This window comes from Rhizobium sp. PEPV16 (assembly GCF_008919455.1).
Lineage (GTDB): Bacteria > Pseudomonadota > Alphaproteobacteria > Rhizobiales > Rhizobiaceae > Rhizobium > Rhizobium leguminosarum_Q.
The window spans coordinates 1-16,212 of the sequence record NZ_VSZV01000239.1 but is presented as its reverse complement, the minus strand read 5'-3'; the positions used below and the strand labels follow the sequence as shown (position 1 = coordinate 16,212).

Below are 16,212 nucleotides of genomic sequence, written 5' to 3'. Positions count from 1 at the left end.
ATGCGGAAGGCTTCGGACCAGCTTCGCCAGTCGGCGGCGATGTCGCTGAGATCATGGGCGACGAGCAGCGGAATGCAGAGCTCCGGATCGGTGTGATGGAGTTCGAGAGTGACAGTGACATCGCCGTCGCCATGGTCGATGGCGCGGGCGGCGACGCCCTTGAAAACGCGCTTCGGCAGCGCAATCGAGAGCGGCAGGCCGCTGGAGGGGAGGACCTTGCGCAGGACCGCACCGCGTTCGTCTATCGTGATATTGACGTCATCCGAACAATCGTGGATGGCGTAGCTGACCTGCTGGGGAAAGCGGGACGGATCGAGGCGTAACGTCGTGCCAGCCCAGGCGGGCTTCATAACGGGATTGTTCATTTCATTCTACCCTTGTCTTACCTGAGAGCCGATTTCCGGTCTTCTCCTTGGGACTTTTCGTCCTCTATGGCCGACAATAGGCAGCCGCCGTTCCGTACAGCTTAAAAATTGCGGTTAAGAAAACTTTGCCTCCTCTGATGGTTATCAAAACCGAATCCGGCAGGGTTTCCGGAAGGTGAACGACATGGTGTGCTGAAGTGATGCACCCGCAGGTAAGTCTCAGGTAAGTTTTCCATGGCAAAATATGCTCACCAGCATTTCGTCGTTCTTTTAGAGATTTTGCCGAAAAGGGCGCTTTCCATGATCACGGCTTCCCTCGCTTACACGATCCTGTCGCGGGACATGACGTCGAGCCTCAACAAGGTCGCGTCGCAGACGACGGTCAAGAAGGATGCCCAATACTACGCCGACCATATCAACAAGGTCACCAATGTCGACGACTTCCTCGGCGACTACAAGCTCTACAGCTATGCAATGAAGGCCTATGGCCTCGAGGACATGACCTACGCCAAGGCCTTCATGAAGAAGGTGCTGGAAAGCGATCTCACCGATCCCGACAGCTACGCCAACAAGCTCTCCGATACGCGCTACCGCGAATTCGCCGCCGCCTTCAATTTCAATGCGCCGGAGAAGGACGTGCAGACGGATGCGCAGGAGGACGAGCTCATCGGCCTTTACAAGCAATCCTTCGCCGATGCCGAAAAGGCCGCGAGCGCCGAGAGCACCTATTACAGCAACAATATCGATAGCGTGCAGAGCGTCGACGACCTGGTCAACAATACCCGGTTGCGCACCTATATGCTGAAGACCTTCAAGGTCGATCCCACCTATGCGTCGAAGGACTTTCTGCGGCAGGTGCTGACCAGCGATCTCAGCGACCCCACGAGCTTCGTCAATACGCAGGGCGGCGACAAATATAAGGCGCTTGCCGCCCAGTTCAGCTTCAACGCCGACGGCACCGTCACCGGCACGGCCCAGACCGCGGCGCAGAAGGCCTCGGTCATCGAGTCCTACACGCTGAATTCCCAATCGGTCATCATCGACAATTCGGTCGGCTCCGACGTCTACTATGTCGGCAAGACAGCGGCCGAATACAACAAGGCCTATTACACCGCCAAGATCGGCACGATCACAAATGTCGATGACCTGGTCGCCGACAACCGGCTGACCTCATATATCAAGACAGCCTACAGCATGGGTGCCGACTTTACCGCCGCAGCGCTGCGCACGGTGCTGACCGACCCCGGTTATGCCCAACTGATGGGCTTCACCAATGTCTACAATGCTTTCAATTTCAAGGCGGACGGTTCAACGTCGAACACGGCGCGCGCCCAGTCTATCGCCCAGGCGAACAATCTGCAGTCGGCTGCGTCGAACACCGGCAAGTATTATACCTTGACCTCGCAATCGAGCAGCATCACCAATGTCGATGACCTGCTCGCCGATGACGTGCTGGCGCGCTATATCAAGGATGCCTATCGTCTGGGCACGAATTTCAGCAATGCCGACCTCAAGAGCATTCTGACGGATCCGGCCTATGCCGCGGCTCAGGGCCATGCAGGCATCAATGCCGACTTCAATTTCCAGGCGGACGGTTCGATCAACGGTTCGGTAATTCAGACGGAAGCGCAACGAAAGTCGACTACCGACAAGTCGGCAGCGAACGCCGCGCATTTCAACGCCATGATCGGCAATGTCACCAATGTCGATGGCATCATGTCCGATGCCGTTGCCGTCAGTTACATCAGAAACAGCATGCAGATCGCAGACAGCGTCTCTGATGCGACCTTGAGGACCTTCCTGGTCGATCCCGCGGCTGCCAGCGCCCAAGGCTATGGCGACGTCCACGATCTTTTCAATTTCAAGACCGACGGTTCTGTCGCCACCCTTTACGCCTCGCAAAGTGCCTCGCAGAGCGCGAGCACCACCAGCAAGGCTAATGATGCGGCCGTCTACTATCAGGCGACCATCGCCGGCATCTCGGACGTCGATCAGTTGCTGGCGGACCAGAAACTGAACAATTTCGTCCGCAACGCCTTCGGCATCCCGTCGACGGTCAGCGATCTCGATCTCAGGAATATCCTGACTGACCAGAGCGGCACCGGCACTTATGCCGACGTTGCTGCTGCCTTCAACTTCAAGGCGGACGGCACGCTTGAAGACGGTATGCAGGCGCAGACGGCCGCCCAGATCAGCAATACGAAAATTAGTGCGACAGCGCGGACCAACGACTATTCCGCACGCATGAGGGCGATCGCCAATGTCGATGATCTTATTGCCGATGACGGCATCACCAATTTTCTGAAGAGCACTTACAATCTGCCGTTCGATATCTCGAACGCCGACCTGAAGAGCATTCTGACCGATGCGACGGCAGCTGCAGCAGCCGGTCACGCTGATCTCAATGCCGACTTTAACTTCGCCGCCGATGGATCGCTTCCTGTCGTCAGCTCGGTCCAGACGGCCGATCAGGCGCAGACCACCAACGACAATTACGCGGCGCGTTATGACGACGAGCGCGACGAGGCGATCGACGAGGTCGCATCCAACTACCAGAAGCTTATGGCCGACAGCAGCAGCCTGGTGAATTTCTCCGACGTCGACAGCGTCAATGATTTCCTGCGCAGCAATTCGTCGGCCGATTTCAGCAAGAGCAACGACAATCTGCCGGATCTCTTCCATGTGGCGCTGCAGGCTTTCGGCCTGACGGACCAGGATGTATCGCGTTCGATGATGCGCAAGATCCTGACCAGCGATGCCTATGATCCGAACGGCTATGTCGCGTCGCTCAAGGATGAACGCATCACCAACCTTGCCCGCGCCTTCAACTTCGGCCCCGACGGGAAGGCGGCATCACCCTTCCAGGCGCTTCCCGACGCGACAATGGCCAAATACGCCACCGACTATAGATCGCATATGACCATGCTGATGAAGGACGGTCCGGTAAAGGACAAGGCGGCGAAGGATGCGACGGCGGAAGTCGATTATTTCGCCAAGGGCATGGCGAAGGTGAAGTCGCTCGACGACTTCCTCGACGACAGCCGGCTGACCGATCTGGTGCTGAAGGCCAACAACCTTGATCCGAAGGATTACGACAAGGCGACGCTGAAGAAGATCTTCACGTCCGATCCCGATGACAAGAAGAGCTATCTCAACGCCACCGCCGATGCGCGATTCCAGGACATCGTCGCCGCCTTCAATTTCGATAAGGACGGCAACTTGACCCGCGCCAAGATCGGCACCATCCAGAACAAGGCGGCCGAGGAGCATACGCAGGAGCTCTACGTTCAGCAGACGATGGAAGCCCAGCAAGGCGAAAGCAATGACGGCGTCCGCCTGGCGCTCTATTTCAGCCGCAAGGCCTCGAGCATCACCTCGATCTATGGAATCCTCGGCGACAGGGCGCTTTATCAGGTCATCACCACAGCCTACAGCCTGCCGTCGCAGATCTCCGGCATGGATGTCGCCAAACAGGCCGATCTCATCAACCGCTTCGTCAAGCTCGAGGATCTCCAGGATCCGAAGAAGGTCGACAAGCTGCTACGCCGGTTCACCGCGATGTACGACGTCCAGAACGCCACCCAGCAGTCGCCGGCGCTGATGATCCTGACCAACGGCGGTACGCAGTAGGCCTGATGACGTGCCGGTCAACCTCACGGATCGAGGCTGACCACTTTTCCCGGGTTCATGATATCGGCAGGATCGAAGGCGCGCTTGATGCGGCGCATCAGCTCGATTTCGATTGCCGGGCGAATCGCCGCCAGTTCGTCGCGCTTCAACTGGCCGATGCCGTGCTCGGCGGAGATCGAGCCACCATGGGCAAGCACCAGTCCATGCACGATATGGTTCATCTCATGCCAGCGGGCAATGAAGGCGTCCTTGTCGGCGCCGAGCGGCTGGGAAATATTGTAATGGATGTTGCCGTCGCCCATATGGCCGAAGGCGCAGATGCGGGCGCCAGGCATGGCCGCCATCACCGCTTCTTCGGCCTCGGTCATGAAATGCGGGATCTTCGACACGGGCACGGAAACATCGTGCTTGATCGATCCGCCTTCCGGCTTCTGCGCATCCGACATGCTCTCGCGCATGTGCCAGAGCGCCTTCTGCTGCGCCACGGATGAGGCGATTGCGGCATCCAGCACCAGCCCGGCCTCAAAACCCTGTTCCAGCACGCCACTCATCATCCGCTCCGCCGTCTCGGCCGAATCCGATGTCGAAATGTCGATCAGCACGTACCAGGGATAGGCCGTTTCCAGCGGATCGCGCACGCCGTCGATATGGCGCGTGGTGATCTCGACGCCGAAACGCGGCATCAACTCGAAACCGGTGAGCGAGGCGCCGCAGAGGCTGGAGGCAAGGTTGAAGAGGGCAAGCGCATCCGTCACCGAATTCAGGCCGGCGAAGGCCACCTGATGGCCGAGCGGCTGGGGAAAGAGCTTCAACACCGCGCCGGTGATGATGCCGAGCGTGCCCTCGGCGCCGATGAAGAGGTCGCGCAGGTCGTAACCGGTATTGTCCTTCTTCAGGCGGCGTAAGCCGTCCCAGATCTCCCCGGTCGGCAGCACCACTTCAAGGCCAAGGCAGAGCTGACGTATATTGCCATAGGCAAGCACGGCCGTGCCGCCGGCGTTGGTGGAAAGATTGCCGCCGATGCGGCAGGAGCCCTCGGCGCCAAGGGACAGCGGAAACAGCCGCCCATGCGCCTCAGCCGCCTTCTGCACCTCGGCAAGGATGGCACCGCCATCGGCCACCAGCACGTTCGCCACCGGATCGACATCGCGGATCCTGTTCATGCGTTCGAGCGACAGGATGATATCGGACTTGCCCTGACGCGGTGTCTGGCCACCGACGAGGCCGGTATTGCCGGTCTGCGGCACGATCGCCGTGCCGGTCTCGGTCGCAAGCTTCATGATATCAGAGACTTGCTCGACCGTGCCGGGTTTCAAGAGGAGAGGCGAGGAGCCATGATAGAGGCCGCGGTTTTCGATCAGATGCGGCGCAAGATCGGCCTCGCTGCGCAGCGCGTATTTTTCGCCGACGATCGCCGCGAAGCGGTCGAGGAGTTCGGTGGAAATGCTGGAATTGCTCATCGGGCTCGGTCCTTCATCGTGATGCACGGTCCTTCAGTCGCGGGGCGCGGCTGCCCGCTGCAGGCGGTCGTTGATCGCCTCGCCCAGCCCCTCCCCGGGAATGGGCGAAAAGGCAATGCTCCGGGCGCCGCTCGCATCGGCCCGCTTCATATAGTCGAAAAGATTGGCGGCGGCCTCGGCAAGGTCGCCGCGCGGGCTAAGATCAAGGACGATCCGCGCACTGTCCGCGCCGGAGACCGCAGCGCTGCCGAAGGCGATCAGCGCTTCGCCAGGTTCGACTGCCGTTGCATTGAGGCGCACGGAAGCACCCGGCGCGTAATGGGAGGCAAGCATGCCCGGCGCTTCGATGGTCGCCGATGCCGTCTTCGCCCGCAGCAGCGGTTGGCCCGCAACGCGCTCGATCTCGCGCGCCGCCAGCCCACCCGGCCGAAGCAGCCTGAGTTGGCCACCCTCTGCCTTGACGATCGTCGATTCGACGCCGACAGCACTCGGACCTGCGTCGAGGATCAGCGGGATTTTCGCTCCGAGATCGGCTTCGACATGGGCGGCGCTCGTGGCGCTGATCCCGCCTGAGGTATTGGCGCTGGGGGCTGCGAGCGGCCGTCCGAAGGCGCCGATCAAAGCGCCTGCAAACCCCTTCGGCACGCGGATGCCGACGCTGTCGAGCCCGGCGGTCGCCAGCGAATGGATCGGGCTTTCCCGCTTCAGCGGCAGCACGAGGGTCAGCGGGCCGGGCCAGAAGGCTTTGGCGAGCGCCCGCGAGACCGGGTCGAACTCGGCATGTTTTTCGGCCATGGCGAGGTCGGCCATGTGGCAGATTAGCGGGTTGAAGCGCGGCCGTCCCTTTGTCTCGTAGATGCGGGCGATGGCCAAAGGATTGGTGGCGTCGGCGGCAAGGCCGTAGACGGTCTCCGTCGGGATGGCGATGGCAAAGCCTCCGGCAAGAGCGGCTGAGGCCGCCTCGATCGCTGCCTGCCTGTCTGCCTCTATGTCGATGGTGCGTGCCATGTCCTGCCCGTGTTCGTCCCGGCAGTCATTAGGCTTTCCGCCGCCTGCGATCAATCGCGTTGTTCATCTATGCATGTCGCCCAAAAGTGTGCAGCGGTTTTGGGGTTACGACATGCATCAAGCCAGGATTATGCATGTCGCCCAAAAGTGTGCAGCGGTTTTGGGACCACGACATGCATCAAGCAAGGACCGCGTCGCAGCTTTATAGCTGCCGGATGATTTCGCGCAGCTGTTCGTTGCGGGCGCCGAGCAGCAGGATGTTGCGGATCGCTGCTTGCGGATCGTGGGTGCGGAAGAGCAGGCCGTTGCCGCGCACCGACCGGTCGATGGTCATCTTTTCCGCGGAGTTCTCGCCAGGTTTGATCGCGACGGCGAAATACATGCGGGAATAACCAACGTCGATGCGCTCAAAGAAGTTGTCGTTGTCGCCGATGTCGGAGTAGAAATTGGCGATGTAGAAAGCCCAGCTCACCTCTTCGTAATGGGCGAACTTCGTCCGTGCGGCGGTGACGTGGCAATAGCCGAGATGCGGGCTATCCTGCAGCGTCCGGTGGAAGATCATCTTCGGAAACTGGATCGAATGGTGGAAACCGTTGATGTTCTGATGCGTTTTTTCGCCGGCCACCTGCAGCTTGCGGCCGGTCTTTGCGGCGACCTCGTCATGGGTGAAATACCGCTTTTCCTCTGCCAGCCAATGCCGCCGCTCGCGGGGAATGCGGCCGGTGCGCAAGAATTCGGAATGAGCGGCAATCAGCTGCGGCTCTTGCGATCTGCTCGCATCTTTCGCGTCGAAATAACGGAGTTTGGCCATGGTTCGCGTTCTTCGGTCGGTCGGTGATCACCAGGAGGATAGGACCGTATGCTTAAGGCGATGTTAAAAAATGGTCCGCAGCCGGCCGGCGGAAGGGCAAATGCCGGCAGATGTCGCAAACGCGATGGCGGTCGATCTCGGCAGCAGACCTCTTTGCGGAGCGGGTCTTTACGCCATGTCGCAATTGACGATAATTGCGCGGAGAGTCGGGCGATGTCATCGACTGGGATCGGCAGCTTGCGGCTTGCCGCATCCTGTCGTCAATTTCGAAGCCGATGTCGCATTACAACCAAGCGGCAGGCAGGCTCGGTGATTAAATGACGCCATGAACACTTCTCCCGAAGGAGAAGGAAGCGGGCGCGCTTCCGCCGGCCTTCTTGCCGGAAGGGCGGCAGCCGGGTGCACGAGGACATGAAGATGGATATTCGCAGCAACGTTTTGCGTCAGCTCAAGAGCCGCCGTGAGGGCTTCAGCCTCGAACAGCCGTTCTATATCGACGAGGATTATTTCCAGCTCGACATGGAGATGATCTATTATCGCGACTGGCTGTTTATCGGCCATGATTGCGAGCTGCCGAAGCCGGGCGCCTATTTCACTGTTCAGATCGGCACCTATCCCGTCGTCATCGTCCGCGGCCGTGACAATGTCATCCGCGCTTTCCACAACAGCTGTCGCCATCGCGGTTCGCGCGTCTGCACCAAGGAGCATGGCTCCTCCGTGCGTCTCGTCTGCCCCTATCATCAATGGACCTATGATCTCGAAGGCAAGCTCGCCTTCGCCCGCCACATGGGCGATGATTTCGACAAGACTGGCTTCAACCTGAAACCCGTCCATTGCGAAATCGTCGCTGGTTATGTCTTCATCTGCCTTGCCAACACCGCTCCGGATTTCCAGCCGGTGCGCGACAAGATCGAACCCTATGTCGCGCCGCACCGGATCAGCCAGAGCAAGGTCGCCTTCCAGAACACGATCATCGAGAAGGGCAACTGGAAGCTTGTCTGGGAAAACAACCGCGAGTGCTATCACTGCGCCGCCAATCACCCCGAGCTCTGCCGCACCTATCCCGAGGCTCCGAGTGTCACCGGCACGGATGGCGGCGCCGACGATCCCGAGATCGCCGGCCATTGGGCGCGCTGCGAGGCTGCCGGCCTGCCGAGCAAGTTCCAGATTTCGCCGGACGGTCAGTTCCGCACCGCCCGCATGCCGCTGATCGAAGATGCCGAGAGCTACACCATGTCGGGCAAGCGCGCCGTCAAGCGCCAGCTCTCCGACGATATTTCGATCAGCCATATCGGCGCCATGCTGCTCTTCCACTACCCGACGACGTGGAACCATCTGCTCGGTGACCACGCCATTTCCTTCCGGGTGTTGCCGCTCAGCGCCAATGAGACGGCGGTGACGACCAAGTGGCTCGTCCACAAGGACGCGGTCGAAGGCGTGGATTACAATCTCGAGGAACTGACCCACGTCTGGACCGAGACCAACGATCAGGATCGCCGCATCGTCGAGGAAAACGCCTTCGGCATTCACTCGCCCGCCTATGAACCCGGCCCCTATTCCGCCCTGCATGAGGGCGGCGTCATGCAGTTCCTCGAATGGTATTCGAACTTCATGGTCAACCGCCTGCAGGGCGACCAGGCGAAAATTTCAGCCGTGGCCTAATGCATGTAGCCCGGAACTGTTACGATTCCGGGATAACGGCATGCATGAACAAAGGACTGAAGTGCGTTCCGGGCGACATCATCGGCCTCCCGGTTAATGCCCGGTTCAGATCGATTTCTGTACACATACGAAAGCAGCTGGCCCCCGGCCGCTTTCGGAACCATTCCGGCACGAAAGCGTTGCTGAGCAGGCGGTTATCGCTGTTGAATGGGAGAGAAGAATGTTCGGTTTGAGTAACAAGATCGCGACCGCAATTCTGGCGGCCGCCGTGGTGCTGACGGGCTTTGCGCCGTCGCAGGCAATCCAGATGCCCACCCCCCCGCAGGTGGAAAAATCCTCCGCCGTCGAGAACGTGCAGTACCGCCGCTATTATCGCCCCGGTTACCGTCCGGGCTACCGGCCTGGCTATCGTCCCGGCGCCTACTACCGGCCCGGCTATTACGGTGGCTATCGCGGATATTCCTATTACCGCCCGGGATACCGCCGCTATAACGGCTACTGGTATCCGCTCGCCGCCTTCGGCGCCGGCGCGGTCATCGGCGGCGCCATTGCCGCACAGCCGCGTTACGTCGCACCTGCGCCGCGCATGGGTTCGAGCCACGTCGCCTGGTGCGCCAACCGCTACCGGTCATACCGCGCCTACGACAACACGTTCCAACCCTATAACGGCCCGCGCCAGCAGTGCTATTCGCCGTATTGATAAGGCGTAGGAAGCGCGCTGCGCTTCCAATCGCTAAGTGTCAACGCAGCGTGATGCCATAGGCGCAGCGCCGTCATTCGTTGCGTCGGCGGTGAGTTCGGCCGGAACGTAACCCCACCCTCCGTCATCCTCGGCCTTGAGCCGAGGATCCATGCCCGCGGCTGATGGAGGGCAACATGGATCCTCGGGTCGGGCCCGAGGATGACGGAGGGTGGGGTGAGCTTCTGGAGCAAGTACCGCGACGTGTGGGGAATGCGCCTCTCCGACAGTCACGCCGAAAATTTCACCCTCAAAGAATATCCACCCGCCTCAGCAGCCACCAGGCAAGGGCAACGGAGGCGAGGATGAGGACGACGGCGTATTCCGTGCCGTAATCGCCGACGGAGAAGGGCAGGTTTGCCGTGTTCATGCCGAAGAAGCCCGTCACCAGGGTCGGCGGCAGCAGGAAGGCCGTCATGATCGACAGCAGATAGAGGTGACGGTTGGTCTCGGAGGATTGTTTCGAATCGATTTCTTCGTGCAGCAGGCGTGCCCGATCCTGCAGCGCATAGATATCGTGGTCGACCGTTTCCAGTCGGCCGGTCAGCCGCCGCGCTACATCGTCGAAGCCGAAGGGCATCTCGTCCTCGTCGGCTGCCGCCGCCAGGCGCATCAGCGCCAGCACCGTGCGCAGATGCCGATGCAGCCTGACCACGGTTCGCCGCACCGGCGCCAGGCGCCGGCGCTCGTCGCGTTGCGCACTGTCGTAGACGATATCCTCGATCTGGTTCAGCTCTTCAGTGAGTTCGATGACGATCGCAATCAGCGTCCGCTGGAATTCGGTCACCAGCAGTTCGAACAGATCGACCGGCCGCGAGAATTTGCCCGGATTCTTATCGATCAGCGCCAGCGCCCGTTCGACGCTGCGCAGCGGCTGCAGCCTTGTGGTGATGATGAAGCGGTCGGACATGGCGAAATGCAGCCAGCCCAGATTGTTGGTATCCTCGGCGAACTCGCGCTGACAGTCGACGAGCGTGCCATAGAGCATCTGCTCGTCGACGGTGATGGCCGCATGCGTATCCCGCGTCGTCAGCGCCGATTTCGCGTCCTCCGTCAGCCCCTCCAGCGTATCGAGCAAGGCCGGTACGCGGGCGTCGACAAGGTTGAGGTGCAGCCAGTAGAAACAGTTATCCGCGGTCAGTTCCGCCACCGTCGCACTGTTGTTCAGCCGCACCGCGGCCTTTTCATCCGGCGAGAAGCGATAGGCCCAGACAAAACCGGGTATGTTGACGGGCAATGTGTCCAATGTTCGCCGATCCTTTGCGAAGGCGATGTCTTCCCTTAAAGTATGTCGCGCAAAAGTGTGCAGCGGTTTTGCGATAACGACATGCGTAAAAACAAGATCTAAAGCGCGACGAGCGAATCTGAAAGATCGCGACGCGCTTTGGAGTTTGTTCATGACGTCCATTTGGCCGACGGTGCAAGCGCAAAGCGTCATTTCAGCCAAACTATCGCATGACCACTAAAGAAATCGAAATTGACGTTTACGTAAAAATCAATTAGCCCTTGCCTCGGAGGGGCTTTGCCGTGCGCGAAGCCGGTCTGCGGAGGAAAAACCATGTACAAGGCGCCCGTCGAGGAAATCGCATTCACGCTGAAGCATGTCGCCGGCATGGGCGAGGCGATCTCAAAGGGGCTTCTCGGCGATCTCGGCGAGGATCTCGTCGACGCCATCCTCGCCGAGGCGGGGCGTTTTGCCACAGAGGAAGTGGCCCCGCTTGCCGAAATCGGCGACCGCCAAGGCGCCCGCCTGATCGATGGCGAGGTCAGGCTGCCGGATGGCTGGCGCGATCTCTACCGCCATTGGATTGCCGGCGGCTGGAACGGACTGACGGCGCCCGAGGCTTTCGGTGGCCAGGCCTTGCCGCATATGCTGAATGTCGCAGCCCTCGAAATGTGGAATTCCGGTTCCATGGCCTTCGCGCTCGCTCCGACGCTGACGATGGGCGCCATCGAGGCGGTCAGCGTCCATGGCAGTGCTGCGCTGAAAGACAAATATCTGGAGAGGATGGTCTCCGGCGAATGGACCGGCACCATGAACCTGACCGAGCCGCATGCCGGCTCCGATCTTGGCGTGCTGAAAGCCCGCGCCGAGCGCCGCCACGACGGCAGCTACCGCCTTTTCGGCCAGAAGATCTTCATCACCTGGGGCGAGCACGACGCGGCCGACAATATCATCCATCTGGTGCTGGCCCGCCTCCCGGATGCGCCGTCCGGCACACGCGGCATTTCGCTGTTTCTGGTGCCGAAATTCCTGGTGAACGACGACGGCTCGCTTGGGCCCCGCAACGATCTGTTCTGCCATTCACTGGAGCACAAGCTCGGCATCCATGGTTCGCCGACCTGCACGATGATCTACGGCGACGGAAAATTCGGCGGTGAAAAGGGCGCTGTGGGATGGCTGGTCGGCGAGGAGAACAAGGGGCTCGCCTGCATGTTCACGATGATGAACAATGCCCGCCTTGCCGTCGGCATGCAGGGCGTGGCGATCGCCGAGGCGGCCACCCAGAAGGCGCTTGCCTATGCTAGGGAACGCACGCAGGGCAGGGCGCCGGGCTCAAGCGGCGCTGGCATGAGCCCGATCGTCGAACATCCCGATGTCGCCCGCATGCTCCTCACCATGAAAGCGCTGACGCAAGGGGCGCGCGCCATCTCCTATGTCTGCGCTCATGCGATCGACATGTCGCACCGGGCAGGTGACGCCAGCCGCCACTGGCAGGAGCGCGCCGCCCTTTTGACGCCGATTGCCAAATCCTTTTCGACCGATGCCGGCGTCGACGTCGCCTCGCTCGGCATCCAGGTGCATGGCGGCATGGGTTTTATCGAGGAGACAGGCGCGGCGCGTTATCTCCGCGATGCCCGCATCGCGCCGATCTACGAGGGCACCAACGGTATCCAGGCGATCGACCTCGTCACCCGCAAGCTGCCGCTCTCCGGCGGCGATCAGGTAAAGGGTTTCATCACCGAGCTTAAGCAGATCGCCGATGGCGTCCGATGCTCCAATGTCAATGGTTTCGGCGAGACCGCTGTGCGGCTCGACACTGCGATCGCCGATCTCGAACAGGCGACCGCCTGGCTGATCAAAACACTTGCCGATGACAAGGCCGCCGAGGCGCTCTCCGGTGCCACCCCCTATCAGCGCCTGTTCGGGCTGGTGCTCACCGGCTGCTATCTTGCCAAGGGTGCTCTCGCCGAGGGAGCCGATGGGGCAGGTGAAAACCGCATCGCGCTCTGCCGCTTCACCGCCGAAAACCTGCTGGCCGAGACCGCAGCCCTTCGCGACCGGGTCGTCAATGGCGCAGCAAGCCTTGCCGCCGCCCGCATCCTGCTTGCCTGAGGAGACCTTATGACCGATCACGTCATCGTCGAGCAGCCTTCCGCCCATCCCGGCGTCCAGTTGATCCGCTTCAACCGGCCGGAGAAGAAAAACGCCATCACCCGCGCCATGTACCAAACCATGGCCGATGCGCTGAATGCGGCGAATGCCGATCCCGCTATCCGCGTAACCGCCTTCCTCGGCACCGAAGGCTGTTTCTCGGCCGGCAACGACCTCAACGATTTTCTCGCTGCTGCAATCGGCGGCGGTGGCCTGGGACAGGAGATCCTCGATTTCCTCTATGCGCTGGTGAACGCCGAAAAACCCGTCGTCTCCGGCGTCGACGGTCTGGCGATCGGCATCGGCACGACGATCCATCTCCATTGCGACCTGACCATCGCGTCAAGCCGCAGCCAGTTTCGCACCCCTTTCGTCGATCTGGCGCTGGTGCCGGAGGCGGCTTCCAGCCTCGTCGCGCCGCGCCTGATGGGTCATCAGCGCGCCTTCGCCATGCTTGCAGCCGGCGAAGCTTTCTCGGCCGAAGAAGCAAAGGAAGCCGGCCTGGTCTGGAAGATCGTTGAGTCAGGCGAGGTCGATGCCATGACGCTTGGCCTCGCCGCAAAGCTCGCGGCCAAGCCGCCGGAGGCGCTGCGCATCGCCCGCGATCTCATTCGCGGCGATCGTGGCGAGATCATCGCCCGCATCGACGAGGAGGCCCGCTATTTCTCCGCGCGGCTGAAAAGCGCCGAGGCCCGGGCGGCCTTCGAGGCCTTCATGCGCCGCTGAGCGCCGCCTGGCATCGCTTCGCGGCGATCGACACCAACACCCGGAGCAAACGGATAGCGATTAGACCGCCGGCACGTCGAATACTTCGCCAGCCCTGAGCGGCCGGAACCGTTCCGGGGGAATATCATGCTCGCGCATTGCGTCCTGCAGCGCTTTTGCCGGCGCGTCGACCGCTTCATTTGTCAGTTGGAACGTGGCGAAGTGATGCCCGGCCACATAGGCCGCATTTGCCAACGTCATCCCGATCACCGCCTCCTGCGGATTCTGGTGCTGCCCTTTCATGAACCATCGCGGCTCGTAGGCGCCGAAGGGTAAAATGGCCAAGCGAAAGCCGCCGTGCTTCTGCTGTGCCGCTTTGTAATTGATGCCGTCGTGAAAACCCGTATCTCCGACGTGATAAATTTTTCCGGCGGGAGTCGACAAAACGAACGACGCCCAGAGCGCCATCCGGCGATCGGCGGTTCCGCGGGCCGACCAATGGTGTGCAGGCTCCGCGTCAATGCTGATTCCGGCGTGCGAAATGCGCTCGCCCCAGTCCATAGATGTCGTCTCTATATCGGGCACGGCACGCCGTATGATCGTGTCATTGCCAAGTGGCGTCACGACACGCGGCCGATGCTTCGCACCCAACCGCCTGAGTGTTGCGATATCGAGATGATCATAATGATTGTGCGATACCAGCACGAGATCAATCGGCGGCAAATCATCGAACGCGATGCCCGGTGGGACGACGCGCCTGGGTCCGGCAAAAGCGAAGGGACTCGCGCGCTCCGACCATACCGGGTCGGTGAGGATATTGAGCCCGGCGACCTGCACGAGCATTGTTGCATGGCCAACCATGGTCACCCTTAGATCCTCGCCGTCGACGTGTGGATCCGGCTTGGCCATCGCGTAAGGACTTGGGACCGACCTCGGCCAACGCTCTCGGCCACCGCCGAATTGCCAGCGCATCAGGTCGCGGAAACCAAGGGGCTCAATACCTTCGGGATTGAAGAAATGCGTGCCGTCGAAATGATCGGACACTGGGCCGCTATAGTATGGGTTGCGTCTTTTGGTCTTTTCGACAGACACGCCTATTTCTCCAGCGTCGCCACCACCTCGACATGCGAGGTCCAGAGGAACTGGTCGATCGGCGTTACTTGCGCGATCCGGTAACCGCTCTCGACGAGGATCGCGAGATCCCGCGCCAGCGTCAGCGGATTGCAGCTGACGGCCACGATCTTCTTCACCGCCGAACGGGCAAGCTCCTGGCACTGGAACTCGGCACCGGCGCGCGGCGGGTCGAAGACGACGGCATCATAGGGCTTGAATTCCTGCGTCATCAAAGGACGGCGAAAGAGATCGCGCTTTTCGACGGTGACCGGCTTCAGCCCCTGCGTGTTGCGGGCGGCATGATCGAGTGCTGCGAGCGCCTTTGCCTCGGCTTCGACGGCGTGCACACGGCCGATCCGCGCCAGGCGCAGCGAAAACGTGCCGGCGCCGGCAAAGAGATCGGCGATCCGCTTCGACTTGCCGACATGAGCAAGCACCAGTTCGGCCATCGCCTCTTCCGCGGGCTTGGTTGCCTGGGTGAAGCCGCCCGGCGGCGGTGAAACCTGGACGCCGCCGAATTCGACCATCGGCTTCGACGGCTCGACGAGGATTTCGCCGTTCAGCGAAACACGCGCGATGCCGCGCAGGCTGAGCGCGGTCTCGATCGCCTTGCGCCGCTGCGCGTCGGACAGCTTCTTCACCTCGTCGACTGAGATATCGAGGCCGGAAAGCGTTTCTAGCACGGCAACGCGGAAGGGTTCGGCACTGGTCGCCAGCGATGCGGCAATTGCCCTGATCGCCGACAGCCGGGCGATGATCCCTGCCGACGAGATCGGACATTCTTCGATGGCGACGATATGGTGGCTTTCGGCCTGGTTGAATCCAACAAGCATGTCCCTCTCGGTCTTGCGCGCCGCAAACACCACGCGCCGCCGTTCGCCTGGCCGAGCCGGAACGATCTCGCCGACATCTGATGTCAGCCCCTTGGATTTCAGCGCATCGATGACCAACTGTCGCTTGAAGGCGCGGTAGGGCGCATCTGCCATATGCTGCAGCGTGCAACCGCCGCAGGTGCCGTTGACGCCATCCGGGCCGAAATGCCGGCAGGGCGGCTCCTGCCGGTCGGGCGAGGGCGTCGTGATCGACATGATCGTGCCCTGGCTCTTGACGCGGGCAATCGCCACCGTTTCCCCAGGCAGGGAAAAGGGTACATAAACAGGTCCGCCGGCGCTGCTGGCGATGCCGTCGCCCTGGGCGCCGAGCTTCTCGATCTTGACGGTTTCGGTGCTCACGGTTTCAATCCTGCCAGAAGAAATTCCTGATTGCCATCGCCGCCGGAAATCGGGGAGGGGATGAGGCCGAGGCTTTTCCAGCCCATGTCCTCGATGAACCAGCGCTCCAAT

At 61.1% G+C, this 16,212-nt stretch carries 12 protein-coding genes and 1 pseudogene; 5 read left to right on the top strand and 8 right to left on the bottom strand.

Annotated elements, in window-relative coordinates:
* On the bottom strand, window positions 1-365 hold a 365-nt coding region (locus tag FY112_RS08690), incomplete at its 3' end, for a DUF6101 family protein (protein WP_246700634.1).
* A gap of 300 nt (window positions 366-665) precedes the next feature.
* Here FY112_RS08690 and FY112_RS08685 point away from each other — a divergent pair.
* Window positions 666-3,995 carry a DUF1217 domain-containing protein gene (locus FY112_RS08685; protein ID WP_151518180.1) on the top strand — a complete coding sequence of 1,110 codons (3,330 nt, stop codon included), beginning with the start codon at window positions 666-668 and terminating at the stop codon, window positions 3,993-3,995.
* Between the two features lie 23 nt (window positions 3,996-4,018).
* Here FY112_RS08685 and FY112_RS08680 read toward each other — a convergent pair whose 3' ends face one another.
* From FY112_RS08680 to FY112_RS08670, 3 genes are all read right to left on the bottom strand, one after another.
* Complete coding sequence (locus tag FY112_RS08680) at window positions 4,019-5,455, bottom strand: FAD-binding oxidoreductase (RefSeq protein ID WP_131645574.1); 1,437 nt, start codon at window positions 5,453-5,455, stop codon at window positions 4,019-4,021.
* 33 nt (window positions 5,456-5,488) lie between these two features.
* Complete coding sequence (locus tag FY112_RS08675; RefSeq protein ID WP_017959215.1) at window positions 5,489-6,463, bottom strand: L-threonylcarbamoyladenylate synthase; 975 nt, start codon at window positions 6,461-6,463, stop codon at window positions 5,489-5,491.
* 202 nt (window positions 6,464-6,665) lie between these two features.
* Window positions 6,666-7,274: a DUF6656 family protein gene (locus FY112_RS08670; protein ID WP_131623061.1), complete on the bottom strand. Its 609-nt coding sequence runs from the start codon at window positions 7,272-7,274 to the stop codon at window positions 6,666-6,668.
* A 417-nt stretch (window positions 7,275-7,691) separates the two neighbouring features.
* Here FY112_RS08670 and FY112_RS08660 point away from each other — a divergent pair, with 417 nt between their 5' ends.
* Both FY112_RS08660 and FY112_RS08655 read left to right on the top strand, forming a co-directional pair.
* Complete coding sequence (locus FY112_RS08660) at window positions 7,692-8,936, top strand: aromatic ring-hydroxylating dioxygenase subunit alpha (RefSeq protein WP_131645573.1); 1,245 nt, start codon at window positions 7,692-7,694, stop codon at window positions 8,934-8,936.
* Between the two features lie 220 nt (window positions 8,937-9,156).
* On the top strand, window positions 9,157-9,636 hold the full coding sequence (locus FY112_RS08655; protein ID WP_017959218.1) for a BA14K family protein: 480 nt from the start codon (window positions 9,157-9,159) through the stop codon (window positions 9,634-9,636).
* Window positions 9,637-9,925: 289 nt separating this feature from the next.
* Here the strand turns inward: FY112_RS08655 and FY112_RS08650 are convergent, their stop codons facing one another.
* Entirely contained in the window at window positions 9,926-10,921 is a 996-nt protein-coding gene (locus FY112_RS08650; protein ID WP_151518179.1) for a transporter, read from the bottom strand.
* Window positions 10,922-11,233: 312 nt separating this feature from the next.
* Between FY112_RS08650 and FY112_RS08645 the strand changes: the two genes are divergently transcribed.
* Both FY112_RS08645 and FY112_RS08640 read left to right on the top strand, forming a co-directional pair.
* Window positions 11,234-13,012: an acyl-CoA dehydrogenase gene (locus tag FY112_RS08645; RefSeq protein ID WP_151518178.1), complete on the top strand. Its 1,779-nt coding sequence runs from the start codon at window positions 11,234-11,236 to the stop codon at window positions 13,010-13,012.
* 9 nt (window positions 13,013-13,021) lie between these two features.
* The gene (locus FY112_RS08640; protein WP_131645571.1) at window positions 13,022-13,777 is read left to right on the top strand and encodes a crotonase/enoyl-CoA hydratase family protein; all 756 of its coding nucleotides are present in this window, start codon (window positions 13,022-13,024) and stop codon (window positions 13,775-13,777) included.
* A 60-nt stretch (window positions 13,778-13,837) separates the two neighbouring features.
* Here FY112_RS08640 and FY112_RS08635 read toward each other — a convergent pair whose 3' ends face one another.
* The 3 genes and pseudogenes from FY112_RS08635 to FY112_RS08625 form a co-directional block, all read right to left on the bottom strand.
* Window positions 13,838-14,848, bottom strand: coding sequence for an MBL fold metallo-hydrolase (locus FY112_RS08635; RefSeq protein ID WP_151518177.1), 1,011 nt, complete (start codon window positions 14,846-14,848; stop codon window positions 13,838-13,840).
* Window positions 14,849-14,850: 2 nt separating this feature from the next.
* The gene (locus FY112_RS08630; RefSeq protein WP_151518176.1) at window positions 14,851-16,101 is read right to left on the bottom strand and encodes a class I SAM-dependent RNA methyltransferase; all 1,251 of its coding nucleotides are present in this window, start codon (window positions 16,099-16,101) and stop codon (window positions 14,851-14,853) included.
* A pseudogene (locus tag FY112_RS08625) lies at window positions 16,098-16,212 on the bottom strand (TlyA family rRNA (cytidine-2'-O)-methyltransferase); the annotation flags it as partial. The gene FY112_RS08630 and the pseudogene FY112_RS08625, both read right to left, overlap by 4 nt.

Bases quoted from the DNA above. Each gene is read 5' to 3' on its own strand.
- FY112_RS08640 (WP_131645571.1), top strand. From the start codon at position 13,022: ATGACCGATCACGTCATCGTCGAGCAGCCTTCCGCCCATCCCGGCGTC.
- FY112_RS08655 (WP_017959218.1), top strand. From the start codon at position 9,157: ATGTTCGGTTTGAGTAACAAGATCGCGACCGCAATTCTGGCGGCCGCC.
- FY112_RS08660 (WP_131645573.1), top strand. From the start codon at position 7,692: ATGGATATTCGCAGCAACGTTTTGCGTCAGCTCAAGAGCCGCCGTGAG.
- FY112_RS08675 (WP_017959215.1), bottom strand. From the start codon at position 6,463: ATGGCACGCACCATCGACATAGAGGCAGACAGGCAGGCAGCGATCGAG.
- FY112_RS08645 (WP_151518178.1), top strand. From the start codon at position 11,234: ATGTACAAGGCGCCCGTCGAGGAAATCGCATTCACGCTGAAGCATGTC.
- FY112_RS08680 (WP_131645574.1), bottom strand. From the start codon at position 5,455: ATGAGCAATTCCAGCATTTCCACCGAACTCCTCGACCGCTTCGCGGCG.
- FY112_RS08685 (WP_151518180.1), top strand. From the start codon at position 666: ATGATCACGGCTTCCCTCGCTTACACGATCCTGTCGCGGGACATGACG.
- FY112_RS08670 (WP_131623061.1), bottom strand. From the start codon at position 7,274: ATGGCCAAACTCCGTTATTTCGACGCGAAAGATGCGAGCAGATCGCAA.